Raw genomic sequence first — 22,907 nt, forward strand, 5'->3', positions numbered from 1 at the left:
AGCGTGGGACGGCGGAGACCAGGGCGGTGGCGGCATGCTCACGATCGACCTCACGGCGGAGGACCTGACGCGCCTGCGCGTGGCCGCCCGCCCCGACCCGATGTGGGACGTCGTCCTGAGCCTGCACCTGCTGCAGAACCGGCAGGCCGCGATCGCGTTCGACCCGTGGCGCAGCCAGGTGCGCGCGCGGGTCGTGGAAGCGGGGCTGGCCCGGACCGTCGCGGCGCTGGCCCGGCTGGCGCCGTGGGCGTCCTACTTCCCCGACTTCCTCACGCCGACCCCGACGGATCTGGGCAGCGGCTCCGCGACGCCGGTCGAGGTGGCGGTGGACCGGGTGGCGAGCACGCCGCGGCAGCGGCTGACGCGCGAGCTCGCGGTGACGTTCCCGGCGGGCGCGCCGTCGTGGGTGCGGCGCATCGCGAGCGGGGAGACGGAGGCGATGCGCTGGCTCGCCGGGGCGCTGCACCGCTACCACGACGTGGCCGTGGCCCCCTACGCGCCGGCGACGGGCGTGGCCGTCGCGGCCGACCAGGTGGCCCGCGACGCGGCCCTGCGGCGCGGCGGCGTGCGGGGTCTGATGGCAAGCTTCGACCCGGTGCTGCGGCGCGTCGACGACGGCACGTGGGCCGGCCGGTACCCGGTGACGCGGGCCCTGCCGCTGCGGGGCCGGCCCCTGACGGTGATCCCGTCGGTGTTCTGCGTGCTCGCGCCCGTGGCGCTCGCGGACGAGGCCCTGGACCCGGCGCTGGTGTACCCGGTGGCCCCGGCGCCCGGCTGGCTGGCCTGCGCCGACGCCGTCGACGGGGAACGGCCCCCGGTGGCGCACCTCATCGGCCCGACCCGAGCCCGCGTGCTCGAGGTGCTGGACGTGGGCCGCACGACCACGGCGCTCGCCCGGGTGCTGGACCTGACCCCCGCGACCGCGAGCCGGCACGCGACGGTGCTGCGCGAGGCCGGGCTGGTCTCCTCCCAGCGGCAGGGCAACTGCGTGGTGCACACGCGCACCCCGCTCGGCGACGCGCTGCTCGCCGGGCACCTCGCCTGACCGCGCGTCTCGCCTGAGCGGGCCAACAGCTCAGCGCGGACGACACCTGGGCAGGCGACACCTGGGCGAAACACGCGCGGGGCAGGATGTGGGCGTGATCATCGCCCCCGAGGTGCCGGGCCGGGCGGACGTGCGCGCCCTGCTGGCCGAGCACCTGGCCGACATGCACGCCACGTCCCCCGCAGAGTCGGTGCACGCGCTCGACCTCGCCGCGCTGCGGGCCCCCACGGTGACGTTCCTGACGGCGCGCGACGCCGACGGCGTCCTGCTCGGCTGCGGGGCGCTGAGCGAGCTGGAGCCGGCGGCGCCCGACGGTGGGCCAAGCAGACCAAGCGGGCCAGGCTGCCGGCCGGGAGGCCACGGCGAGGTGAAGTCGATGCGCACGGCGCGCACGGCCCGTGGCCGGGGCGTGGCGGGAGCGGTGCTGGGGCGCCTGGTCGACCTGGCGCGCGAGCGCGGGTACGCACGGGTCAGCCTCGAGACCGGCCCGCAGGAGTACTTCGCGGCCGCGAGACGGCTGTACGCGCGGCACGGGTTCGTCCCCTGCGGGCCGTTCGGCGCGTACTCCCTCGACCCGTGCAGCGTGTTCTTCGGCCTCGACCTGCGCCGCGACGGCGACGCCCTCCCGGGGCCGGTGCGCGCCGAGGGTGTCGGCCCCGCCGCCTAGCCTCGCGGGATGGGCGACACCGGCCGCACCCCACCGACCTCCGCCACGGCGAGCGCCGCGAGCGCCGTGGGCGCCGACGCCCCTGGGCCGCGAGCGCCCGCCGGGCAGGACGTGCTCCTGGACCGCCGGTTCGTGTGGCGGGGCCGTGCGGTCGCGTGGACGGCGTTCGGCTCCGGCCCGCCGCTCGTGTTCTGCCACGGCACGCCCTGGTCGTCGTGGCTGTGGGAGCCGTACGCGCGCGCCCTGGCCGCCGAGTTCACCGTGCACCTGTGGGACATGCCGGGCTACGGCGCGTCGTCGATGGACCCCGATCACGCCGTCGACCTGGGGGTCCAGGGCGAGGTCTTCGCCGCTCTGCTGGAGCACTGGCGCCCCTCCTGGTCGGCGCCCGGCGTGCCGCCCGGTGCCGTGCCCGTGCCGCACGTCGTGGCCCACGACTACGGCGGTGCGGTGAGCCTGCGCGCCGCGCTGCTGCACGGCGCCCGGTACGCGTCCCTGTGCCTGGTGGACGTCGTCGCGCTGCGTCCCTGGGGCTCGCCGTACTTCGCGCTCGTGCGCGAGCACGCCGACGTGTTCACCCGCACGCCCGCCGTCGTGCACCGCGGCGCTCTCGAGGCCTACGTGCGCACGGCCGCGCACCGCCCCCTGTCCGACGCGGACCTGGACGCGCTCGTGGCCCCGTGGACCGGGCCGCAGGGGCAGGCCGCGTTCTACCGGCAGATCGCCCAGGCCGACGAGCGGTACACCGCCGAGCTGGAGCCGTTGCTCGGCGCGCTGGAGGTGCCCACGCGCGTGCTGTGGGGCGCCGAGGACGCGTGGATCCCCGCCGACCGGGCGCGGCGCCTGGCCGACGCGCTGCCTCGCGCCGACATGCGCCTCGTGCCGAGCGCCGGCCACCTGGTGCAGCTCGACGCGCCGGTCGCGCTCGCCGTCGAGCTGCAGCGGTGGCTGTCCGCGCGCGGGTGATCCGGCGTGACCGGGGTCAGTACCAGGACGCGCGCGCGTGCTGGAAGATCAGGTTGGTCTCGGTGAGGGCCACGTCCGGGTCGGTGGACAGGTGCTCGATGACGAACTCGTTGAGCGCGTCGGAGTCCGCGGCGGCCACGTGCACGAAGAAGTCGTGCACGCCGCCCAGCAGGAAGACGTTCAGCACGCCGGGGAGCTCCGCGAGGCGCGCCAGGTAGGTGCTGAGCCGGGTGCGTGCGGCGCCCCTCATCTGCACGGCGATCATCGCCTGCAGCGGGTGGCCGGTGCGCGCCGGGTCCACGTCGGCGTGGAACCCGCGGATCACGCCCCGCTCGCGCAGCTGGCGCACCCGCGTCAGGCAGGTGGACGGCGCCACCCCCGCCCGGGCGGCGAGCGCGTTGTTCGGCAGGCGGGCGTCCTGCGCGAGCGCGGCGAGGATGCGCTGGTCGACGTCGTCGAGGCGCTCCGGAGCGGGGCCGCGCCGGTCCAGGCCCCACGACGGGTCGGGACGAACATCCTTCGGTCGTGACGCCCGCGCCGCGGGCCGAGACTGCCCCATGTTCGACATGGGACGAATCTACCGAAGGATGTTCGCAATCGTGGTGTCGTGCCGAATCGCGGCCTCACACTGGGAGGTGAGCGGGGTCACACACCCACGCGACCCACCGACCGACCGCGACCGCCGGCCACCGCCGCGCGGCCGCGGTCACCGAGCCTCGAAGGCGAGCTCCCATGCGCATCGGCGTCCCGAAGGAAGTCAAGAACCACGAGTACCGGGTGGCCATCACCCCGGCAGGCGTGCACGAGCTCGTCGGCCGCGGCCACCAGGTCGTCGTCCAGGCGGGCGCCGGGCTCGGCTCCGCGATCACCGACGACGAGTACCGCGCCGCGGGCGCGGACCTCGTCGACAACGCGGACACCGTGTGGGCCGGCGCCGAGACCGTGCTGAAGGTCAAGGAGCCCGTCGAGCAGGAGTACCACCGCCTGCGCCCCGGCCTGACGCTGTTCACCTACCTGCACCTCGCCGCCGACAAGGCCCTCACCGAGGAGCTCCTCGCGAGCGACGTCACCGCCGTCGCCTACGAGACGGTCCAGACCCCCGACGGGCGGCTGCCGCTGCTCGCCCCCATGTCGGAGGTCGCCGGCCGCCTCGCCCCCCAGGTCGGCGCCGCCACCCTGCTGCGCGCCGCCGGCGGGCGCGGCATCCTCCTCGGCGGCGTGCCCGGTGTCCCCGCGGGGCACGTCGTGGTCATCGGCGCCGGCGTCTCCGGCATGAACGCCGCACGCATCGCCGTCGGGCTGGGCGCGCGCGTCACCCTCCTGGACACCAACGCCGACGCCCTCAAGGCCGCCGACCGCGAGCTCGGCGGCCGCGTGCAGACCCTCGCGTCCAACCGGCTCACCCTCGCCGAGGCCGTGCTGGAGGCCGACCTCGTCGTGGGCGCCGTCCTGGTGCCCGGCGCGAAGGCCCCCGTGCTCGTCCCGAACGACCTCGTGGCGCGCATGCGCCCCGGCGCCGTCCTCGTCGACATCGCGATCGACCAGGGCGGATGCTTCGAGGACTCGCGCCCCACCACGCACGACGACCCCACGTTCCGGGTGCACGACGCGGTGTTCTACTGCGTCGCGAACATGCCCGGCGCCGTGCCGCGCACCTCCACCTACGCCCTGACGAACGTGACCCTGCCGTACGTCGTGGCGCTCGCGGACCACGGCTGGCGCGAAGCCCTGCGCCGTGACCCCGTGCTCGCGGGCGGGCTGAACGTGCACGGCGGCCGCGTCACCAACGCCGGCGTCGCGGAGGCGCACTCCCTCGAACGGGTGGACGTCGCCGACGTGCTCTGACCTTGCCGGTCGTGGGGCTGGGGCCGGGAGGCGGGAGGTTTCTTGTCGCGAGGCGCGCCATCCGGAGGCTCGTTCCTCGCCTCCTCCCGCCAGGCCCGACCAGCCTCGCGACAAGAAACCTCCCCCTCCCGGCGCTGTCACCTGTCCTTCGCGCGAGGTCCGGCCGACGAAGGAAGACCCGACGAAGGAGGCTGCCGGTCGGCGCCTGCGGGGGGAGGCAAGGGTCAGTGCCGGCGGGGCGGCAGCGGGACGCGGTCGAGGTCGGAGGCGACGGTCAGGCCGCCGTCGAACACCTCGCGGGCCTCGCGCTCGAACTCGTCGGGGAGCTCGTCGGGCACCCGGTAGCGCTGGGAGAAGTGCGTGAGCACGAGGTGTCGCACGCCGGCGCGGGCGGCGACCACGGCGGCCTGCCGGCACGTCAGGTGGGCCCAGCGGGCCGCGAGCTCGGCGTCGCGGTGCAGGAACGTCGACTCGATCACCAGCAGGTCGACGCCGTCGGCGAGCTCGAGCACCGCGTCGCACAGGCGCGTGTCCATGACGAACGCCACCGACTGTCCCGGGCGCGCGACCGAGACGGCGTCGCGCTGGACGGTGCGGCCGTCGGCCAGGGTGAGGCTGCCCTCGCGCAGCAGCCGTCCCACCGCCGGACCCGGCTCGACCCCTGCGGCCGCGAGCGCCGCCGGGTCGATCCGGACGCCGTCGGGCTCGTCCAGGCGGTAGCCGACGGCGTCGATGCGATGGTCCAGCGGCCGCGCCGTGAGGACGGGGGCGCCCGGGCCGGCGCCGCGCTCGCCCTCCACCCGGGGCAGCGTCGCAACCCGGGCCGCGACGGAGGCTGCGTCGGGCGCAGCGCTCGTGGTGGCCGGGGCGGGGCCGGTCGACGGGAAGGACACCGGCCGGAAGGCGACGCGCTCGTGGTGGTCGTAGGCGCTGGCGTGCAGCAGGTGGCGCACCCACTCCTCGCCCGAGGCGGGGAAGGAGATCGGGACGGTGTGGCGCACCTGGTCCCCCGACAGCCGCTGCGCGACGCCCGCCAGCCCCAGGGAGTGGTCGCCGTGCAGGTGGGTGATCGCGATGCGGGTGAGGTCGGTGGCCGAGACCCCGGCCAGCGTCATCTGCCGCTGGGTGCCCTCGCCGGGGTCGAACAGGATCGCGGCGTCGTCGAAGAACAGGACGTACCCGTTGTGGTTGCGCGCGCGGGTGGGCACCATGCTCGCCGTGCCGAGCACGACCAGCTCGCGTCGGGACACGTCGTGACGCGCCCGCCGCTCAGCGGCCCAGGGCGCGCCCGACGACGCGCACCAGGCCGGTGGTGACGTGCTGCACCGGGCGCCACAGGTCGCGGTCGAACACCGCAGTGCGGGTCAGCGGGCGCGGGCGCAGGCGCCCCGCGAGCCGGGGCGTCGACGACGTCGACGATGTCGACGATGTCGACGCAGCGGTCGGCGCCGGCGCGACGGCCGCGGGCCGCAGCGACGGCAGGCCCGCGAGCACGGACGGCCGGTACCGGGCACCCGGGTCCCACCGCTGGTGGAGGCGCTGCGTCGCGTCGTCGCGCGTCGGGTCGGGCATGGGGTCATCGTGGCGCGGCGGGCAGGCCCCCGCAAGGCCGCACGACGACCCGCGGCCGGGCCCGTGCGCTCAGGCCCCGGGGAAGCCCTGCGGGTTCTCCGACTGCCAGCGCCACGTGTCGGCGCACATGTCGTCGATGGTCTTGACGGCGCGCCACCCGAGCTCGTTCTGCGCGCGCGTGGGGTCGGCCCAGAAGGCGGCGAGGTCACCGGCGCGGCGCGGGCCGACCTCGTACGGCAGCTCGCGGCCCACGGCCCGCTCGAACGCGTGCAGCATCTGCAGCACGGACGTCCCCGTGCCGGTGCCGAGGTTGAAGGCGCGCACCGGCTCGGTCATCGCGTCCAGGTGGTCCAGGGCGGCGACGTGCCCGGCGGCGAGGTCCTCGACGTGCAGGTAGTCGCGCTCGCAGGTGCCGTCCGCGGTCGGGTAGTCGTCGCCGAAGACGACGAGCTTGTCGCGCTTGCCGACGGCGACCTGCGCCAGGAACGGCATGAGGTTGTTGGGGATGCCCTGCGGGTCCTCGCCGATCTGCCCCGACGGGTGCGCGCCCACGGGGTTGAAGTAGCGCAGCAGCGCCACCTTGAGCCTGCCGACCGCGACCGCGGCGTCGGCCATGATCCGCTCGATCATCACCTTCGTCTGCCCGTACGGCGAGGAGGACGACAGGTACTCGTAGTCCTCGCGGTAGGGCACGGGGGCCTTCTCCCCGTACACGGTGGCCGAGGAGGAGAACACCAGCCGCGGCACGTCGTGGCGGCGCATCGCCTCCAGCAGCGACAGCGTCGAGTCGAGGTTGTTGCGGTAGTACTCCAGCGGCTTCGCCACCGACTCCCCCACGGCCTTGAAGCCGGCGAAGTGCACGACGGCGTCGAACTTCTCGTGCGCGAACAGCCGTTCCGTCTTCTCCGCGTCGGTGAGGTCGATCGCGTGCACCGGCACGTGCACCCCCGACAGCGACTCCACGCGGCCCATCACCGTGGGCTTGGAGTTGGAGAAGTCGTCGACAACGACGACGTCGTGCCCGGAGGCGACGAGGGACAGGACCGTGTGGGAGCCGATGTACCCGGCGCCGCCGGAGACCAGAACGCGCATGGGCCCAGCCTAGGGCGTGGGGCCGCCGTCCTCGGACGGCGTCCGCACCCCGGGCCGGGCCCGTGCGCGTCGTGCTCTTCTGTGACCGTCAGCGGCCCGTCGGCGGCCCGTCAGCCGCCGAGGAGCTCGGTGAAGCTCGGCGTGGCGGCGAACGGGTCGGCGGGCCCCTCGTTCTCCCGGCGGGCGACGCGCTGCGCCAGCTCGCGGCCGGCGCGGGCGATGCGCTTCGGCAGGCCGGCGCCGGGGTCGTCGGCGCTCGCGGCCCAGTCGTCCGTGGCCGCGAACACGCTGGTGGGCACGACGTCGGCGCGCAGGTAGGTGAACAACGGGCGCACGGCGTACTCGAGGGCCAGGGAGTGGCGGGCGGTGCCGCCGGTGGCGCCGAGCAGCACGGGCATGCCGGTCAGGGAGTCGGGGTCGACGACGTCCCAGAACGACTTGAACAGACCCGAGTAGCTCGTGGTGAAGATGGGCGAGACGGCGACGAGGCCGTCCGCGCCCGTCACGGTCTCCAGCGCGCGGGCCAGGTCGCCGGTCGGGAACCGGGTCAGCATCGCGTCGACGACGGCGTGGGCGACGTCGCGCAGCTCGATCGTCTCGACCCGCACGCTGTGCCCGGCGTCCTGGAGCTCCCGCACGGTGGCGTCCGCGAGCCGGTCCGCCAGCAGCCGCGTGGACGACGGCTGCGACAGGCCCGCCGAGACGACGGCGAGGGTGCGGGTGGGGGTCTGGATGCCCGAGGGCCCCGAGGACATGGTCATGCGCGTGCCTCCTGCTGGGTGGTGCCTGCCGTGCCGGCGGCGGGCTGGGTGCCCTCGGCAACGGTACCGGTGTACGGGTCCGAGGTGTCGCCGACGTGGGTGGCGCCGGCCTCGCCCGTGGCGCGGGCGGCGGCGACGCGCTCGGCGTGCGTCGGCGGGTTCAGCGGCACGTCGGCGGGGCGCTTGGCCTCGACGATCTTGCGCAGCTCGGGCACGACGTCCTCGGCGAGGAGGTCGATCTGCTCGAGCACCGACTTCAGGGGCAGCCCGGCGTGGTCGACGAGGAACAGCTGGCGCTGGTAGTAGCCCACCTCGTCCACGAACGACGCGTACCGGTCGATGACCTGCTGCGGGGAGCCGACCGTCAGCGGCGTCTCGCGCGTGAAGTCCTCCATCGACGGGCCGTGCCCGTACACGGGCGCCTCGTCGAAGTAGGGGCGGAACTCGTTCCACGCGTCCTGCGAGCGCTTGCGCATGAACACCTGGCCGCCGAGGCCCACGATCGCCTGGTCGGCGCGGCCGTGGCCGTAGTGCTCGAACCGCTGGCGGTAGAACCGCACCATCTGCCGCGTGTGGTGCATGGGCCAGAAGATGTTGTTGTGCAGGAAGCCGTCACCGTAGAACGCGGCCTGCTCGGCGATCTCGGGGCTGCGGATCGAGCCGTGCCACACGAACGGCGGGACGCCGTCCAGCGGCCGCGGGGTGGAGGTGAAGCCCTGCAGCGGGGTGCGGAACTTGCCCTCCCAGTCCACGACGTCCTCGGTCCACAGGCGGCGCAGCAGCGCGTAGTTCTCCACGGCCAGCGGGATGCCCTGGCGGATGTCCTGCCCGAACCACGGGTAGACGGGCCCGGTGTTGCCGCGGCCCATCATGAGGTCCATGCGCCCGTCGGAGATGACCTGGAGCATCGCGTACTCCTCGGCAAGGCGCACCGGGTCGTTGGTGGTGATCAGCGTGGTGGCCGTCGACAGGGTGATGTGCTTCGTGACGCCCGCCAGGTAACCGAGCATCGTCGTCGGCGAGGACGCCACGAACGGCGGGTCGTGGTGCTCGCCCGTGGCGAAGACGTCCAGGCCCGCCTCGTCGGCGTGCCGGGCGATAGTGAGCATGTTGCGCACCCGCTCGGTGTCGTCCGGCGTGCGGCCCGTCGTGGGGTCGGTGGTGACGTCGCTGACGGAGAAGATTCCGAACTGCACGGCTGCGCTCCCTGCTCGTGGACTGCTCCTGGGTCCTGACCTGACGCCCAGGTCCATGCGTTTGCATGTACATGCGGCTGAACCGCGGCACCCGCCCCGTTGTTCCCCGCCGTCCGCCGACCACAGGTGACGTCGCGCACAAAGGGCGCCCGCAGGGCGGTCTCGAGTTGCGTCAGACGCGCCGACTGGCCAGCCTGAGGGGGCAACCGTCACGTCCACCGCCACCATGCCCATTCTCCGGCACTCGGTGTGGACCGTGCTTCACGGGACCTTCACGGACCGCCGGAACATCCCCCGGTAGGGCCGCGTTGGAACCTCAGGCCCCTTCCCACCGACCTCCAGGAGGACGACATGCCCGACCGGTCCCTGCGCGGCATGAGCATCGGCAGCAAGAGCATGGAGTCCGACGAGGGCGTGGACTTCGCCCCGCGGTTCCAGGCCCACTACGACTGCCCCAACGGTCACACCATCATCCTGCCCTTCTCCACCGAGGCCGAGGTGCCGCCGGTGTGGGAGTGCCGGTGCGGCGAGGAGGCGCTCCTGCGCGACGCCGAGCGCCCCGAGGTGAAGCCCGGCAAGCCGCAGCGCACCCACTGGGACATGCTGCTCGAGCGCCGCACCGTCGCCGAGCTGGAGGAGCTCCTCGACGAGCGCCTCGAGCTGCTGCGCGCCGGCAAGCTGCGCCGCAGCGCCTGACCTGACACGCCAGAAGGGCGGGCACCCCACCGGGGTGCCCGCCCTTCTCGCGTGTCACCGGGTTCACCGGGGACGTCAGCGCCGTCGTGCCCGCACCGCGGACACGATCCCGCCCAGGACGAGCACCACGGCCGCGGCCCCGACCGCCCAGCCCGGCCAGTAGCCTGCCCGCACCGCCGGCGTCAGCTCCGTGCGCAGCGGCAGGTCGGCCACCCAGTGGTCCGGCGTGAACAGCTGCGTGCGCGCCACCAGCGTCCCGTCCGGCGCCACCACGCCGCTCACTCCCACCGTCGAGACCTGCACCGCCGCCCGGCCCGTCGTGATCGCCTGCATCCGCGTCATCGCCAGCTGCTGCGTCGACTCCGCCGTGTACCCGAACGACGCGTTGTTCGTCGGCACCACCAGCACCTGCGCACCCCGCTGCACGGCGTCGCGCACGATCTCGTCGTACGCCACCTCGAAGCAGATCACCGTCGCCATCGGCACCGTCGCCGGCCCCGAGCCGCGGCCGATCGCCGCGCCGTCCACCCGCAGGTCGACCACCGCCGGCTCCGTGCCCGGGATCATGTCCGTCGTGACCCGGTCCACCTGCGCGCTGAACAACCGCACGAAGGAACGGATCGGGATGTACTCCCCGAACGGCGCCGGGTGCTGCTTCGCGTACCGCTGCGTCACGCCCTGGCCCGGCTCCCACAGCAGCGCCACGTTGTAGCGGCCACCCGTGGCGGGGTACTCCTGCGCGCCCACGAGGATCGGCGCGTCCACCGCCCGGGCCGCCGCGTCGATCGCGTCGCCCACCTCGGGTGTCGTCTGCGGGTCCAGGTCCGAGCCGTTCTCCGGCCACAGCACCACGTCGACGCCGTCGGTCGGGCCGTCGCCGAAGTCGCCCGCCGCCTGCTCGTCCGCGATCGCGTACGTGCCGTCCAGGTGGTTGTTCAGCACCTCCGCCCGGTTGGCGAAGGAGCCCTCCCCCGGCTCCGACACGTTGCCCTGCACCCCGCCCGCACGCAGCACGCCCGCCTGCGCCGTCCCGGTCCCGGCGTCCACGACCGTGCCCTGGTGCCCCGGCTCGTTCGCGTCCGTCACCTCCCGGGTGCCCGCGTCGTGCGCCAACGGCAGCAGGAGCGGCCCGAGGACCAGCGCCGCCGCCGCGACGACCATCGCCCCGGCGCTCGCGGACCCGCGGGCCCGCTGCGCGGCGTCGCGCCAGTCCGTGCGCAGCACCCGGCCGACGGCGAGCGCGAGCAGCACGCCCGCGGCCGCGACGAGGAGCGACACGAGCGTCGTGCCGCCCAGCCACGCGGCGCGCCCGGTGGGGGCGCCGGCCACCGTCCAGGCGAGCCGGCCCCACGGGAACCCGCCGAACGGGATCTCCGAGCGCCACTGCTCCACCGCGACGAACAGCACGGCGAACACCAGGCCCTGCGCGAGCGGGTGCCGCCGCACCCAGCCCCAGCGGCGCGCCCACGTCCACAGCGCGCCGAACCCCGCCAGGAACAGCGCCTCGAGGGACGCGAGCGCGATCCACGGCACCGTGTCCGTGGCGAAGTTGGCCCACCAGATGTGCGGCAGCCAGAACGTCGCCCCGGCCACGAGGCCCACGAGGAAGTTCCAGCCCGCCGCGCGGCGTCCGTCGCGCCGCAGCGCGGCGAACAGCAGCGCCACCCCGACGAACGCCAGCGGCCACGCCCCCACGTCGGGGAACGACGCCCACAGCGCGACGCCGGACGCGACGGCCAGCAGCAGCGTCGCCGGACGGCTCGCCCACCGGTCCGACGGCGTGGGCGCGCCGGTCCGGGCACGAGCCTCGTCGCCCCCCTGGCCGCGCTCCGGGCCACGCCGCTGATCGTGCGTCGGGTCGCTCTCAGGGGCGCGGTCCGGTGCCGGGTCGGACCCGCTGTCGGAGGGCCCCTCGAGCGGGGTCGGGCTCACGTGCAACACCCCCGCAGGGTACGTGAGAACCGACGCCCCTCGGGCGCGGCTCGGGTCGGCCCCGGGCGGTGGGAACCGTCGGTCGGGGCCGCCGGGTCAGTCGAAGGTGTCGTACAGGACGACGCCGTCGCGCACCGTCTGCAGGCACACGGGATCCGGCTCGCCGGGCGACAGGTCGGGCAGCAGGGGCTGGCCCGCGCGCGCCTCGGGGTTCCATGCGGACAGGCGGCCCTCCGGCGCCTGCACGGACAGGGCGTCCGCCCGCCACACCGCCAGGTGCGCGGGGGCGCCGACGCGCAGCTCGCCCGCGCCCGTGTGGTCGAGGCCGGCGAGCCGCCACCCGCCGCGCGTGTGCGCCCGGAACGCGGAGCGGGCGGAGATACGTTGCGTGGCGTCCTCGTGCGTGAGGGTGGCGCGCACCGCCTGCCACGGGTCCAGCGGGGTGACCGGGGTGTCCGACCCGAACGCAAGCGGGACGCCCGCGCCGGCGAGGTCCGCGAACGGCGACAGGGTGGACGCGCGGGCCACGCCCAGGCGCGCGGCGTACATGCCGTGGCTGCCGCCCCACGCGGAGTCGAACGCGGGCTGCACCGACAGCGCCACCCCGTACAGCAGGAGGGCGGCCAGCGCCGACGCGTCGACGAACAGCGCGTGCTCGATGCGGTGGTGCCCGGAGCGCAGCAGGCCCGGGCCGTGCTCGGCGGCCGCGAGCTCCAGGCCGCGCACCACCTCGTCCATCGCCCGGTCGCCGATGACGTGGAAGCCGCCCTGGGTGCCCGCGGCCGAGCAGGCCGCCAGGTGAGCGGCGATCTCCTCGCCGCGCAGGAACAGGCGCCCGTCGGCCTCGGCCGCCCCCGGGCCGGCGAGCAGGTCCGCGTACGGGTGGCGCAGCGCCGCCGTGCGGGAGCCGATCGACCCGTCGGCGCACAGGTCGCCGGCGATGCCGGTGAGGAACGGCAGCTCCGCGAGCATCTGCCGCGCGTCGTCGGCCGTGGCGCACAGCTCGCCCCGGTAGGCCACGACGTGCGGCAGCGCGCCCGCCGGGTCGGCGGTGAGCGCGACGAGCTCGGCCAGCCCCTCGCGGGTGTCCATGTTGGGCTCGCTCATCTCGTGCACGCTGACGATGCCGCGCGCCGCGGCGTCCTCGAGGGCCCGCCGGTAGGCCCGAGAGCGGCGGGCGGGCGACACCTGGCGCACCACGGCCGCGGCCGTGTGATGCGCGTCGGAGGTAACCATGCCGGACGGGTCCCAGCCGGGCAGCCGGTCGAGGCCCGCGGACCGCGCGAACGACCCCGACACCACGGCGGAGTGCCCGTCGACGCGGGCGGCGTACACGCGGCGGCCGCCGCACGCGGCGTCGACCTCGTCGGCGGAGGGGGCGCGCCGCTCGGGCCAGGTCTGCTCGTCCCACCCGAACGCGAGGAGCACCTCCTGGCCGCCCGGGTCGGCGGCGTCCAGCTCGCGCGCCCCGCGCGCCAGCGCGTCCAGCGCCGTCGCGAGCGACGTCACCGCCCCGGCGGTGAGGTCGACGGACTCGGCGGCCAAGCCTGTCTCCAGCAGGTGCACGTGCGCGTCGACGAACCCGGGCGCCACCAGCGCCCCGTCGAGGTCGATCACGCGGTCCGCGCGCGCCGCGAGCCCGACGGCCGTGTCCTCCGCCCCGATCCAGGCCACGACGCCGTCGTCGACGAGCAGCGCCTCCGCGAACGGGTCGGCGGGGGTGTGGACGGCTCCGTTGCGGTAGAGAGTGGACGTCACGGCTTGCACTCTAGGGCACCGGCCCACGCACGACCCCCGCCGGACGGACACGACTTCGTCACCTCGGCGCGGGACCGAGGTGACGAAGGGTGAACGGGGGCGACGGGGAGGGCGACGGGCCGGCGGCTCAGACGCTCGAGTAGGCCACCACCCCGCGCAGCACCGCCGTCTGCGCCTTGCGGGCGGTGGTCCGCAGCGCCGGCCGCGGCGCCGCCTTCGCCAGCTGGTCCAGGACGTCGAGGACCTGCTTGCACCAACGCACGAAGTCGCCGGCGGCCACGTCCGTGCCGCGCAGCACCGTGTCGAGGTTCTTGCCCGACGCCCACCGGTGCACCGGGGCGACCAGGCCCAGGTCCAGCGGCCCCGTGGCCTCCAGCCGGTGCGCGGCCTCCAGGTCCGTCACCTCCGACCAGATGCGGGTCGTGGCGTCCAGCACCTGCGCGAGCCGCCCGTGCGGGCCGCCCGGCACGTACGGCTCCGCCGCCTCCTCCCGGCGCCCGGAGTACACGACCGTCGACACGGCCGCGGCCAGGCCCGGGGCGTCGAGCTCGTCCCAGACGCCGCGCCGCAGGCACTCCGCGAGCAGCAGGTCGTCCTCGGCGTACAGGCGCCCGAGCCAGCGCCCGTCCTCGGTGACGCCCAGCGCGCCGTCGCCGTCGGACCCCGCGCCGCCCGCCGGCGTCGCCAGGTAGCCGAGCCGTGCCAGGACGTCGCAGGTGCGGTCGAAGGTGCGCGCGATGGACCCCGTGCGCCCCTCGACCCGGTGCACGAGCTGCTCGTGCTCGCGCCGCAGCCGCTCCCACCGCTCCGCCCAGCGGGCGTGCTCGTCACGGTCCGGGCAGCCGTGGCACGGGTGCGCCCGCAGCGCGGCCCGCAGCCGCTGCAGCTCGGCGTCCGAGGCCGCGTCCCCGCGGCGCCCGGCCCGGCCGCCCGACGACGCCCCGCCCTTGCGGCCCGGGTGCCGGCCGGACCCCGCGTCGCCCGCGAACGCGCCCAGCGCGTTGCGCATGCTGGATGCCAGGTCGCGGCGCTGGTCCGGGCGGCGGGCGTTGAACGACTTCGGGATGCGCACCGTCGCCACCACCGCCACGCCGTCCGGCGCGTCCGCGAGGGTCAGCTTCTTGACCTGCCGCTCCTGGGTGAGGACGGTGGGCCGCGGCCCGTCGAAGCTGCGCTCGTCCTTGCCCGCGTCCAGCACGACGACGTACCCGCGACGCCGCCCCGACGGCACCTCCACGACGTCCCCGCGCCGCAGCTTCTCGAACGACTCCACGGCGTCCGCGCGCCGGGCGCCCGACGCGGCCCGCGACAGCTCCTTCTCCCGGTCCTTGATCGCGACCCGCAACCCCATGTACTCCGCGAAGTCGCCGCGGTCGCACGCCATGGCCTCCGCGTACCCCTCCATGGCCTCGGCGTGCGCCTGCGCCTGCTTCGCGAGCCCCACCACGCCCCGGTCGGCCTGGAACTGCGCGAAGCTCGTCTCCAGCACGTCGCGCGCCCGCTCGCGACCCACCTGCCCCACCAGGTTGACCGCCATGTTGTACGTGGGGCGGAAGCTGGAGCGCAGCGGGTACAGCCGCTTGGACGCCAGGCCCGCCAGGGCCACCGGGTCCAGGCCCGTGTGGTCCACGACCACTGCGTGCCCCTCCACGTCGATCCCGCGGCGGCCCGCGCGGCCCGTGAGCTGCGTGTACTCCCCCGGCGTCACCGGCTGGTGCGCCGTGCCGTCCCACTTGACCAGCTTCTCCAGCACCACCGACCGGGCCGGCATGTTGATCCCCAGCGCGAGGGTCTCGGTGGCGAACACGATCTTCACCAGGCCCCGGGAGAACAGCTCCTCCACGGTCTCCTTGAACACCGGCAGCATCCCCGCGTGGTGCGCCGCCACGCCCCGCGACAGCGCCTGCACCCACTCGAAGTACCCGAGCACGTCCAGGTCCTCCGCCGGGATGGTGGCGGTACGCTCCTCCACCACCCGACGGATCTGCGCCTCCTCCTCCGCGTTCGTCAGCCGCAGGCCCGCGCGCAGGCACTGCTGCACCGCCCCGTCGCACCCCGCGCGCGAGAAGATGAAGTAGATCGCGGGCAGCAGCGCGTCCGCGTCCAGCGAGTCCACGACGGCGAACCGCGGCGGCGTGCGCCGGTGCGCCACCGGCCCGCCCGCGCCGGGCCGGTTCCCGCCCCGGCCCCGGTAGCCGCGGTCGCCGCGCCCCCGGTGCCCGTGCCGCCCGTGCGGGCCCTGTGCCCGCGCCGACGTGCGGAACATCGCCTGCAGGTCCGGGTTGATGGGCGGGTTGGTGCCCGGGTCGGTGGGGTCCACGTGCCCCGCGTACAGGTCCATCAGCCGCGGCACGCCGCGCGGCTCCGGCGCGGAGACCACGACGTGCTGCCACAGCGGCACCGGACGGCGCTCGCTGACCACCACGGCCGTGTCGCCGCGCACGGTGGCGAGCCAGTCGCCGAACTCCTCCGCGTTCGACACCGTCGCCGACAGGGAGACCAGCTGCACGTGGTCGGGCAGGTGGATGATGACCTCCTCCCACACAGGGCCGCGGAACCGGTCGGCGAGGTAGTGCACCTCGTCCATGACGACGTACGCCAGCCCGTCCAGCGCGGACGACCCCGCGTACAGCATGTTCCGCAGCACCTCGGTGGTCATCACCACGACGGGCGCGCCCGCGTTGATCGACGTGTCCCCGGTGAGCAGGCCCACGTTCGCCGCCCCGTGCCGCGCGACGAGGTCGGTGTACTTCTGGTTGCTCAGCGCCTTGATCGGCGTCGTGTAGAACGCCTTGCTGCCGCCGGCGAGCGCGAGGTGGACGGCGAACTCCCCCACCACCGTCTTGCCGGCGCCCGTGGGGGCGGCCACGAGCACGCCGCGGCCCTCCTCGAGGGCGACGCACGCGTCGACCTGGAACGGGTCGAGCTCGAAGCCGACGACCTCGCGGAAGCGGCGCAGCTCGCCCTCGGCGTCGGCACGGTCACGCGCGCTGCGGGCCCGCGAGGCGGCGTACCGCTCGGCCGGGCTGAGGACGTCCTGGCCGGCGTCGGGGCGGGGGTGGGCGGTCATGCCGCCAGCCTAGGCGCCGGACCCGACGCCACGGTGCGACGCCCGGCCGCAGGCGGGCACGAGCGCCCCTTCGCCCGGCCACCTGACCGGCGACCGCGCTCAGCGGGGAGCGACCAGCACCTCGACGGCCCGGGCGCGCGCCTCGACGCGCAGCGGCAGGGGGCCCAGGGGCTCGCCGTCGGCGTGCGCCACGGGCAGGGGCCGTTCGCCGGCGACCCAGGCGTCGGGGCCGGGCTCGACCGTGACGGCGCGCGCCCGCACCACGTGCACCTGGTGGTGGTGCACGTGCCGGCCGGTGAACATGCTGGGGAACAGGGCGAGGGCGCCGGGGCGGGACAGGTCGGTGGCGACGACGACGTCGAGCAGGCCGTCCTCGAGCGACGCCCCGGGGGCGACGCGGATCCCGCCGCCGATCTGGGGGCCGTTGGCCGCGGTGACCAGCGCGGCGCGGCCGGTCCACGTCGCCGTGCCCGCGGGCCCCGGGCGCAGGCGCAGCGCCCCGCGGGCCGGCGGTGGGCGGTGGCGCCGGGCCCGCACGCCGGAGCCCTGGGCGTCCCCCGGCCCGCGCTCGTCGGTGCCGTGGTCGACGACGCCGTCGAACGTCAACCGGTACGACCAGGGCCGGTACCGCACCAGCTCGAGCGCCGCGGCCACGGTGTACCGGGCGCTGCCGCGGGGGTGGCTCAGCAGGTTGGCGCGCGCGTTGACGGCGGCGTCGAGCCCCGTGGACACGGCGCCCGCGACCCACCGCCCGCCCGGCGGCACGCCCGGGCCGGTGACGAACGCGGCGTCGAGGGCGCGCCGGCCCGCGGGCCCGGCGTCCAGGGCCCGGCACAGGGCCTGCCCGGCGGCGGCGGGGTGGCGCACGGGCAGCCCCAGCGTGGCGGCGAAGTCGTTGCCGGTGCCGACGGGGACGATGCCCAGCGGCACGCCCGTGCCGGCGACGGCCTGGACCCCCAGGTGCACCATGCCGTCGCCGCCGACCACGACGAGCGCGTCCACGCCCCCCGTGCTGCCGGTGCCGTCGACGGCGGCGCGGGCGCGGGAGAGCGCCATGTCCGCGTCGGGGCCGGACAGGTCGACGACGTCGTGCCCGGCGCGCCGCAGCCCCGCGAGGACGCCGACGCCCGCGTTCGCGGCGCGCCCCTTGCCGGCGGTGGGGTTGACGACGACGCCGAGGCGGCGGGGGCCCGCGCCGGTCCGTCGCGCGTCAGACAGCGGGGGCGACCCGTTGCTTGTCGACGCGCCGGTCGTGCAGGACGCACAGCCCGAGGGCGCCGAAGTAGAGCACGACGATCGGCGCGGCGACGAAGATCATCGTGAGCGCGTCCGGCGTCGGCGTCATCACCGCGGCGAACACGAACGCGACGAGCACGGCCCACCGCCACCCCTTGGCGAGCGTCTCGTGTCGCAGCACGCCGGCCATGTTCAGGCCGACGAGGAACACGGGCGACACGAACGCGATGCCGAACGCCAGCACCAGCCGCATGACGAAGCTGAGGTACCCCTGCGCGTCCGTGAAGTTGGTCGCGCCCTCGGGCACGAAGCCCGCGAGGATGTCCACGGCGTGCGGCAGCACCCACCAGGCCAGGGCGGCGCCGCCGAGGAACAGCGGGACGGCCGCGCCGAGGAACCCGTACGCGTACCCCTTCTCCTTGCGCGTCAGCCCCGGGGTGATGAACGCCCACAGCTGGTACAGCCACCACGGGCACGACACGATCACGCCCAGGAACAGCGCGACCTTGATCTTCATGTCGAGCGCGGACGCCATGCCCGTGAAGTTGAGCGCGATCGTCTTGCCCTGCTCCTCCGCCGCGACAGCCAGGGGCGACTGCAGCGCGGACAGCAGCGGTTCGTACAGGACCCATCCGGCCGCGGCACCCACGACGAGCCCGCAGGCGGCGAGGAAGAGCCGCTTGCGCAGCTCCAGCAGGTGCTCGCGCAGGGGCATGCGCCCCTCGGGGTCCCGGGTGTCTCCGGGCACCGACTACCCCCGCGGGTGGTTCGGGTCGACCAGACCCGGGATCTGCTCCTGGCCGGCGCCCGTGCCCGGGTTCGCCTGCGTCGGAGTGGTGGTGCCGCCGGCGACCGGGGTCGACGGCGCCTGTGCCGTCTGGTCGGTCTTCGGCTCGTTCGAGTCGTTGAGCTTGCCGTCGTCCGTGAGGTCCTTGACCTCGGACTTGAAGATCTTCATCGACTGCCCGACGCTTCGCGCCAGGTCAGGGAGCCGGCGCGCCCCGAACAGCAGCAGGATCACGACGACCAGCACGATGATGTGCCAGGGCTTGAGCATGCCCATGAGAGTGGCTCCTCGTTCTCGACCGCCCGTGGGCGGGGTGTGTCGGGTTCAACCCTAATGGGTCCTGGGAGTGCTGGGTGTCGCGCGTCACAGGTTCGCCGCCCGGCGGGGTCGCGCGGCAGTCCGTCCACCGGCGCGTCCGCCGGCCCGGGACGCCTTCTCCGCGGTGCGGCGATCGAGCCAGGCCTGCGTGCCCCAGCCGCGCCAAGTGTCCTCCTGGCGGGTGCGGCGCACCGCCGCCCGCTCGGCGCGCCGGCGGCGCTGGTCGGCCACACGCTCGCGCAGCACGACGGGGTCGTCGAACATCGTGGGGGACGTGTCGGCCCGGTGCGCCTGGGCCTCGGCGACCGCGGCCGTGATCCGGTCCGAGGCGGACCCGAGAGCCTCCCCGGCCCGCGACGCCTCGCGCAGCGCGCGCATGCCCGCGCGCCACAGGTGGCGGCCCAGGAAGAACGCCCCGACGAGCGCGCCCACGACCAGCCCGGCCCAGATCCAGCCCCACATGGCGGTCAGCCTACGGTCCCGGTCGCGGTGCCGGGACCCATGCCCGTTTCGGTGCCCGTGGCGGCGTACGCGTCGAGCGCGCCGCGCGCGGCCTGCGCGACGTCGCGGGCGACGTCCGGCGGGTCCACCGCGACGACGTCGGGCGCGTTCGCGAGCAGCAGCCGGCGCAGCCACGCCGGGTTCGTCACCCGCAGCCGCACCTCCACGGTCCCGTCGGGAAGGTCCCGCACCGACTCCGCGGGCACCTCCTCCGCGACCCACCGGGCCGCCGACGCGAGCGTCAGGGTCGCCACGGGCGCGCCGCGGTGCGCGACCGACGCCCACACGTCCGCACCCAGGTCGCCCGCGACCGCGACGTCGTGCTCCGCGGCCGCCTCGTCGAGCACGTCCGCCGCGAGGATCCGGTCCACGCGGAAGGTGCGCCGCCCCGAGACCCGCAGGCACCAGCCCAGGAGGTACATCGCGCCGTCCTGGGTGAGCAGGCGCAGCGGGTCGACGTCCCGCTCCGTGGTGACGTCCGCCGCGTTCACGTAGCGCAGGTGCAGACGGCGGCCCTCGGCGAGCGCGGTCGTGACCGCGGCCACGACCTGCGGGTCGCCGTCGCCCTCGAGCTGCACGTCCACCGCGCCCGCCGCCTCGCCCGTCGCGGCCGTCAGCTTGTCCAGCGCGGACGCCACCACCGCGGCGCGCCCCCGGTCCGCCTGCACCGCCGGGGAGGCGTGCATGGCCCGCAGCGCCGCCACCAGCGCCACGGCCTCCCGCGTGCCCAGCCGCAGCGGGCGCGTCATGCCGCGCGCCTGCGTCAGGGACACGACGCCGTCCTCCAGCGAGTAGGCGTCGAAGTCGATGAGGTCGTCCGGCATGTACCCGGGCGTGCCCGACACCCACAGGGCGTCCACGTCCTCGCGCACCTGCCGCGGCGTCACGCCGAACCGGTCCGCGAGCTCCTCCACCCGCACCGGGCCGGCGCCGTCGAGGAACGCGACCAGCCCCAGCAGCCGCACCAGCCGGTCGTCCGCCCGCTCAGCCATCCGTCCCCTCCATGGTGTCCGTGGCGTCCTCGGTGTCCGTGTCGAGCGTCGCCGCCGCCTCCAGACGCCGCAGCACGTCCGCGCGCAGCTGCGCCGGCTCCAGCACCACCACCGCGGGCCCGTACCCGGCCACCTCGTCCGCCAGCGCCGACAGGCTCCGGAACTCCACCTCGACGACGTCGCGCCCGTCGGCCCGGCCCGGCCTGCCGGCCTCGCCCTCCGCGGTGGCCGGCAGGGCCCGGGCCCGCAGCGCCTGCGCCCGCTCCGGCACCACCGCCAGCAGCGCGCGCTGCAGCACGCCCACCCGCTCCCCCAGCATCGCGTCCACGTCGACCTCGTCGGGCACGTCGAACGCGCCCGCCTGCCCCCCGACCCGCACCCGCCCGGCGATACGCGAGAGGCGGAACACCCGCGCCGCGCCCCGCGCCCGGTCGAAGCCCACCAGGTACCAGCCGCTGCCCCGCGCCGCGATCCGCCACGGCTCCACGTGCCGCGTCAGCTCCTGCCCCGTGCTCGCCGCCCGGTACCGGAACGACACGTCCCGACGCTCCGAGACCGCCTCCAGCAACGGCACGTACGCGTCGCCCGCCGCCCGCACCCGCGGCGCCAGGCCCGCCACCGCGTCCGCCGCAACCTCCCCCGCGCCCGCCGCACGCAGCTTCGTCATCGCGCGCGACATGTCCGTGCGCAGCGTCTTGTCCGACCACAGCTGCGCCGCAAGCGCCACCACGCCCAGCTCCGCCGGAGTGAGGTCCACCGCGCCCAGCGCGTACGCGTCGTTGTCGATCCGGTACCCGACCTCGTCGCTGTGCCCGCCCGCGTCCACCGTCACGATCGGGATGCCGAGGGCGCGCAGCGTGTCCTTGTCCCGCTCGAACATCCGCTCGAACGCCTCCGTCGACGGCGCGTCGCCGTACCCCGCCACCCCCGCGCGCACCTGCTGCTTCGTCATCGACGCGCTCGTGTTCACCAGGGCGATGACGAGGTTCAGGAGGCGCTCGGCGGGCGGGGTGCCCCGCGACGACGGCGGGGGGTCGGAAGGCGCGGCAGCAGGCGGGCCGGAGGCCGGGTCCACGGGGTTCGCAGGCATCGGGACCAACGTAGTCGCCGGTAGCCTTCCACGGGTGACGACAGCGCCGAACCAGCCCCAGCCCGCCACGCCGCAGCACGCGCCCCGCGACACCCCGACCGGGCACGTCACCTGGCGCACCGGCACCGTCACCGCACGCGGCACCGCCTGGGCCGGCGCCCGCGAGGTCACCGTGCGCCTCGACACCCCCCTGCCCGCCCGCGACCTCACCACCGCCCCCGGCGAGGTCCGCGGCCTCGCGTACACCACCCTCGTCGGCGACCCCGACGTCGGCGACCGGCTCCTGCTCAACGTCTCCGCCCTCGCCCGCGGCCTCGGCACCGGCGGGTACGCCCTCGTCGTCGGCCCCGCCGGCAGCACCCCCGCCGCCCTGCCCGCCGACCCCCCGCCCGGCCCCGGCCACCTCGTCAAGGCCCGCTACACCCCCCTGCAGGCCATGGTGCTCGGCGTCGACGAGCAGGAGTCCGCCCACCACGACACCCTCCGCGACGCCGACGACCTCGCCGGCCTCCCCGTCGTCGTCGCCGACCTGCACTCCGCCCTGCCCGCCGTCGTCGCCGGCGCCCGCCACGCCGCCGAGACCGCCGGACGGCCCCACCCTCGCATCGCCTACGTCATGACCGACGGCGGCGCCCTGCCCGCCGCCTTCTCCCGCACCGTCGCCACCCTGCGCGAGGTCGGCTGGCTCGCCACCACCGTCACCGTCGGCCAGGCCTTCGGCGGCGACCTCGAAGCCGTCACCGTGCACACCGGACTCCTCGCCGCCCGCCACGTCGCCGGCGCCGACCTCGTCGTCGTCACCCAGGGACCCGGCAACCTCGGCACCGGCACCCGGTGGGGCTTCTCCGGCGTCGCCGCCGGCGAGGCCGTCAACGCCGCCGCCACCCTCCGCGGCCGCCCCGTCGCCTCCCTGCGCGTCTCCGGCGCCGACCCCCGCGACCGGCACCGCGGCATCTCCCACCACAGCCTCACCGCCTACGGCCGCGTGGCACTCGCGGCCGCCGACGTCCCCGTCCCCGACCCCACCCCCGAACTCGAGGCCCTGCCCGCCTGGGGCGCCGAGCTCACCGCGCAGGTGCGCGAGCAGGCCGCCACCCTCACCGGCACCCCCGCGCGCCACCACCTCGTCGACGTCCCCGCCGACCCCGCCCTCCTCGACGCCCTCCGCGGCTCCCCCGCCCGCCTGTCCACCATGGGCCGCACCCTCGACGGCGACCCCGCCTCCTTCGTCACCGCCGCAGTCGCCGGTGTCCACGCCGCCCGCCTCGCCCAGGACACCCACGACGACCCCGCCGCGTCCTGACGGTCCGCACCACCGACCCCACCCACGCCACCCACGCCACCCACCAGGACGGACGCCCCCAGCACCCACCCGGTGGCACC

General features: G+C 75.8%; 21 protein-coding genes. 6 read left to right on the forward strand and 15 right to left on the reverse strand.

All coding sequences use genetic code 11. The annotated features are described in order from the left end of the window. The first annotated feature begins 34 nt into the window (after nucleotides 1-34). The 3 genes from ACWF41_RS17135 (at nucleotide 35) to ACWF41_RS17145 (ending at nucleotide 2,678) form a co-directional block, all read left to right on the forward strand. Complete coding sequence (locus ACWF41_RS17135) at nucleotides 35-1,045, forward strand: ArsR/SmtB family transcription factor (RefSeq protein ID WP_380322731.1); 1,011 nt, start codon at nucleotides 35-37, stop codon at nucleotides 1,043-1,045. Between the two features lie 94 nt (nucleotides 1,046-1,139). After that, on the forward strand, nucleotides 1,140-1,712 hold the full coding sequence (locus ACWF41_RS17140; protein WP_380322728.1) for a GNAT family N-acetyltransferase: 573 nt from the start codon (nucleotides 1,140-1,142) through the stop codon (nucleotides 1,710-1,712). A 9-nt stretch (nucleotides 1,713-1,721) separates the two neighbouring features. Then, nucleotides 1,722-2,678 carry an alpha/beta fold hydrolase gene (locus ACWF41_RS17145; RefSeq protein ID WP_380322725.1) on the forward strand — a complete coding sequence of 319 codons (957 nt, stop codon included), beginning with the start codon at nucleotides 1,722-1,724 and terminating at the stop codon, nucleotides 2,676-2,678. Nucleotides 2,679-2,694: 16 nt separating this feature from the next. On the opposite strand, the gene ACWF41_RS17150 is transcribed toward ACWF41_RS17145, so the two are convergent. Next, the gene (locus ACWF41_RS17150; RefSeq protein WP_380322722.1) at nucleotides 2,695-3,246 is read right to left on the reverse strand and encodes an Lrp/AsnC family transcriptional regulator; all 552 of its coding nucleotides are present in this window, start codon (nucleotides 3,244-3,246) and stop codon (nucleotides 2,695-2,697) included. Between the two features lie 164 nt (nucleotides 3,247-3,410). Here ACWF41_RS17150 and ald point away from each other — a divergent pair, with 164 nt between their 5' ends. Next, on the forward strand, nucleotides 3,411-4,523 hold the full coding sequence (ald, locus tag ACWF41_RS17155) for an alanine dehydrogenase (RefSeq protein WP_380322719.1): 1,113 nt from the start codon (nucleotides 3,411-3,413) through the stop codon (nucleotides 4,521-4,523). 224 nt (nucleotides 4,524-4,747) lie between these two features. On the opposite strand, the gene ACWF41_RS17160 is transcribed toward ald, so the two are convergent. The 5 genes from ACWF41_RS17160 to ACWF41_RS17180 form a co-directional block, all read right to left on the reverse strand. After that, the gene (locus tag ACWF41_RS17160) at nucleotides 4,748-5,773 is read right to left on the reverse strand and encodes a ribonuclease Z (protein ID WP_380322716.1); all 1,026 of its coding nucleotides are present in this window, start codon (nucleotides 5,771-5,773) and stop codon (nucleotides 4,748-4,750) included. 19 nt (nucleotides 5,774-5,792) lie between these two features. Continuing rightward, nucleotides 5,793-6,095: a hypothetical protein gene (locus ACWF41_RS17165; protein ID WP_380322713.1), complete on the reverse strand. Its 303-nt coding sequence runs from the start codon at nucleotides 6,093-6,095 to the stop codon at nucleotides 5,793-5,795. Between the two features lie 69 nt (nucleotides 6,096-6,164). Further along, nucleotides 6,165-7,187: a UDP-glucose 4-epimerase GalE gene (gene galE / locus ACWF41_RS17170; RefSeq protein WP_380322710.1), complete on the reverse strand. Its 1,023-nt coding sequence runs from the start codon at nucleotides 7,185-7,187 to the stop codon at nucleotides 6,165-6,167. Nucleotides 7,188-7,297: 110 nt separating this feature from the next. Next, the gene (locus tag ACWF41_RS17175) at nucleotides 7,298-7,948 is read right to left on the reverse strand and encodes an FMN reductase (protein WP_380322707.1); all 651 of its coding nucleotides are present in this window, start codon (nucleotides 7,946-7,948) and stop codon (nucleotides 7,298-7,300) included. Next, nucleotides 7,945-9,144: an LLM class flavin-dependent oxidoreductase gene (locus tag ACWF41_RS17180; RefSeq protein WP_380322704.1), complete on the reverse strand. Its 1,200-nt coding sequence runs from the start codon at nucleotides 9,142-9,144 to the stop codon at nucleotides 7,945-7,947. The genes ACWF41_RS17175 and ACWF41_RS17180 overlap by 4 nt, the downstream gene beginning before the upstream one ends. Nucleotides 9,145-9,495: 351 nt before the next feature. On the opposite strand from ACWF41_RS17180, the gene ACWF41_RS17185 reads away from it, so the two are divergent. Next, nucleotides 9,496-9,840 carry an RNA polymerase-binding protein RbpA gene (locus ACWF41_RS17185; protein WP_079575180.1) on the forward strand — a complete coding sequence of 115 codons (345 nt, stop codon included), beginning with the start codon at nucleotides 9,496-9,498 and terminating at the stop codon, nucleotides 9,838-9,840. Between the two features lie 75 nt (nucleotides 9,841-9,915). On the opposite strand, the gene lnt is transcribed toward ACWF41_RS17185, so the two are convergent. From lnt to ACWF41_RS17230, 9 genes are all read right to left on the reverse strand, one after another. Beyond that, complete coding sequence (gene lnt, locus ACWF41_RS17190) at nucleotides 9,916-11,772, reverse strand: apolipoprotein N-acyltransferase (protein WP_380316370.1); 1,857 nt, start codon at nucleotides 11,770-11,772, stop codon at nucleotides 9,916-9,918. Between the two features lie 96 nt (nucleotides 11,773-11,868). Then, nucleotides 11,869-13,530 (reverse strand): amidohydrolase, encoded by a 1,662-nt coding sequence (locus ACWF41_RS17195; protein ID WP_380316367.1) that lies wholly within the window; start codon nucleotides 13,528-13,530, stop codon nucleotides 11,869-11,871. A 127-nt stretch (nucleotides 13,531-13,657) separates the two neighbouring features. Further along, entirely contained in the window at nucleotides 13,658-16,600 is a 2,943-nt protein-coding gene (locus ACWF41_RS17200) for a DEAD/DEAH box helicase (protein ID WP_380316364.1), read from the reverse strand. Nucleotides 16,601-16,699: 99 nt separating this feature from the next. Next, nucleotides 16,700-17,818 (reverse strand): diacylglycerol/lipid kinase family protein, encoded by a 1,119-nt coding sequence (locus ACWF41_RS17205; RefSeq protein WP_380316382.1) that lies wholly within the window; start codon nucleotides 17,816-17,818, stop codon nucleotides 16,700-16,702. Next, a complete protein-coding gene (tatC, locus tag ACWF41_RS17210; RefSeq protein ID WP_380316379.1) occupies nucleotides 17,811-18,551 on the reverse strand; it encodes a twin-arginine translocase subunit TatC in 741 nt (246 codons plus the stop codon). The genes ACWF41_RS17205 and tatC overlap by 8 nt, the downstream gene beginning before the upstream one ends. Before the next feature lie 36 nt (nucleotides 18,552-18,587). Then, entirely contained in the window at nucleotides 18,588-18,893 is a 306-nt protein-coding gene (tatA, locus tag ACWF41_RS17215; protein ID WP_380316361.1) for a Sec-independent protein translocase subunit TatA, read from the reverse strand. Between the two features lie 93 nt (nucleotides 18,894-18,986). Continuing rightward, entirely contained in the window at nucleotides 18,987-19,403 is a 417-nt protein-coding gene (locus ACWF41_RS17220) for a hypothetical protein (RefSeq protein WP_380316358.1), read from the reverse strand. 5 nt (nucleotides 19,404-19,408) lie between these two features. Further along, nucleotides 19,409-20,434: a helix-turn-helix transcriptional regulator gene (locus ACWF41_RS17225; protein WP_380316355.1), complete on the reverse strand. Its 1,026-nt coding sequence runs from the start codon at nucleotides 20,432-20,434 to the stop codon at nucleotides 19,409-19,411. Further along, entirely contained in the window at nucleotides 20,427-21,524 is a 1,098-nt protein-coding gene (locus ACWF41_RS17230) for a helix-turn-helix transcriptional regulator (protein WP_380316352.1), read from the reverse strand. The genes ACWF41_RS17225 and ACWF41_RS17230 overlap by 8 nt, the downstream gene beginning before the upstream one ends. A gap of 34 nt (nucleotides 21,525-21,558) precedes the next feature. Here ACWF41_RS17230 and ACWF41_RS17235 point away from each other — a divergent pair, with 34 nt between their 5' ends. Further along, nucleotides 21,559-22,827 carry a DUF3866 family protein gene (locus ACWF41_RS17235; RefSeq protein ID WP_380316349.1) on the forward strand — a complete coding sequence of 423 codons (1,269 nt, stop codon included), beginning with the start codon at nucleotides 21,559-21,561 and terminating at the stop codon, nucleotides 22,825-22,827. Nucleotides 22,828-22,907 lie beyond the last annotated feature (80 nt).

Source organism: Isoptericola sp. NPDC055063 (assembly GCF_053608125.1).

Bases quoted from the DNA above. Each gene is read 5' to 3' on its own strand.
- ACWF41_RS17135 (WP_380322731.1), top strand. From the start codon at position 35: ATGCTCACGATCGACCTCACGGCGGAGGACCTGACGCGCCTGCGCGTG.
- ACWF41_RS17145 (WP_380322725.1), top strand. From the start codon at position 1,722: ATGGGCGACACCGGCCGCACCCCACCGACCTCCGCCACGGCGAGCGCC.
- ACWF41_RS17150 (WP_380322722.1), bottom strand. From the start codon at position 3,246: ATGTCGAACATGGGGCAGTCTCGGCCCGCGGCGCGGGCGTCACGACCG.
- ald (WP_380322719.1), top strand. From the start codon at position 3,411: ATGCGCATCGGCGTCCCGAAGGAAGTCAAGAACCACGAGTACCGGGTG.
- ACWF41_RS17165 (WP_380322713.1), bottom strand. From the start codon at position 6,095: ATGCCCGACCCGACGCGCGACGACGCGACGCAGCGCCTCCACCAGCGG.
- galE (WP_380322710.1), bottom strand. From the start codon at position 7,187: ATGCGCGTTCTGGTCTCCGGCGGCGCCGGGTACATCGGCTCCCACACG.
- ACWF41_RS17175 (WP_380322707.1), bottom strand. From the start codon at position 7,948: ATGACCATGTCCTCGGGGCCCTCGGGCATCCAGACCCCCACCCGCACC.
- ACWF41_RS17185 (WP_079575180.1), top strand. From the start codon at position 9,496: ATGCCCGACCGGTCCCTGCGCGGCATGAGCATCGGCAGCAAGAGCATG.
- ACWF41_RS17200 (WP_380316364.1), bottom strand. From the start codon at position 16,600: ATGACCGCCCACCCCCGCCCCGACGCCGGCCAGGACGTCCTCAGCCCG.
- tatC (WP_380316379.1), bottom strand. From the start codon at position 18,551: ATGCCCCTGCGCGAGCACCTGCTGGAGCTGCGCAAGCGGCTCTTCCTC.
- tatA (WP_380316361.1), bottom strand. From the start codon at position 18,893: ATGCTCAAGCCCTGGCACATCATCGTGCTGGTCGTCGTGATCCTGCTG.
- ACWF41_RS17220 (WP_380316358.1), bottom strand. From the start codon at position 19,403: ATGTGGGGCTGGATCTGGGCCGGGCTGGTCGTGGGCGCGCTCGTCGGG.
- ACWF41_RS17225 (WP_380316355.1), bottom strand. From the start codon at position 20,434: ATGGCTGAGCGGGCGGACGACCGGCTGGTGCGGCTGCTGGGGCTGGTC.
- ACWF41_RS17230 (WP_380316352.1), bottom strand. From the start codon at position 21,524: ATGCCTGCGAACCCCGTGGACCCGGCCTCCGGCCCGCCTGCTGCCGCG.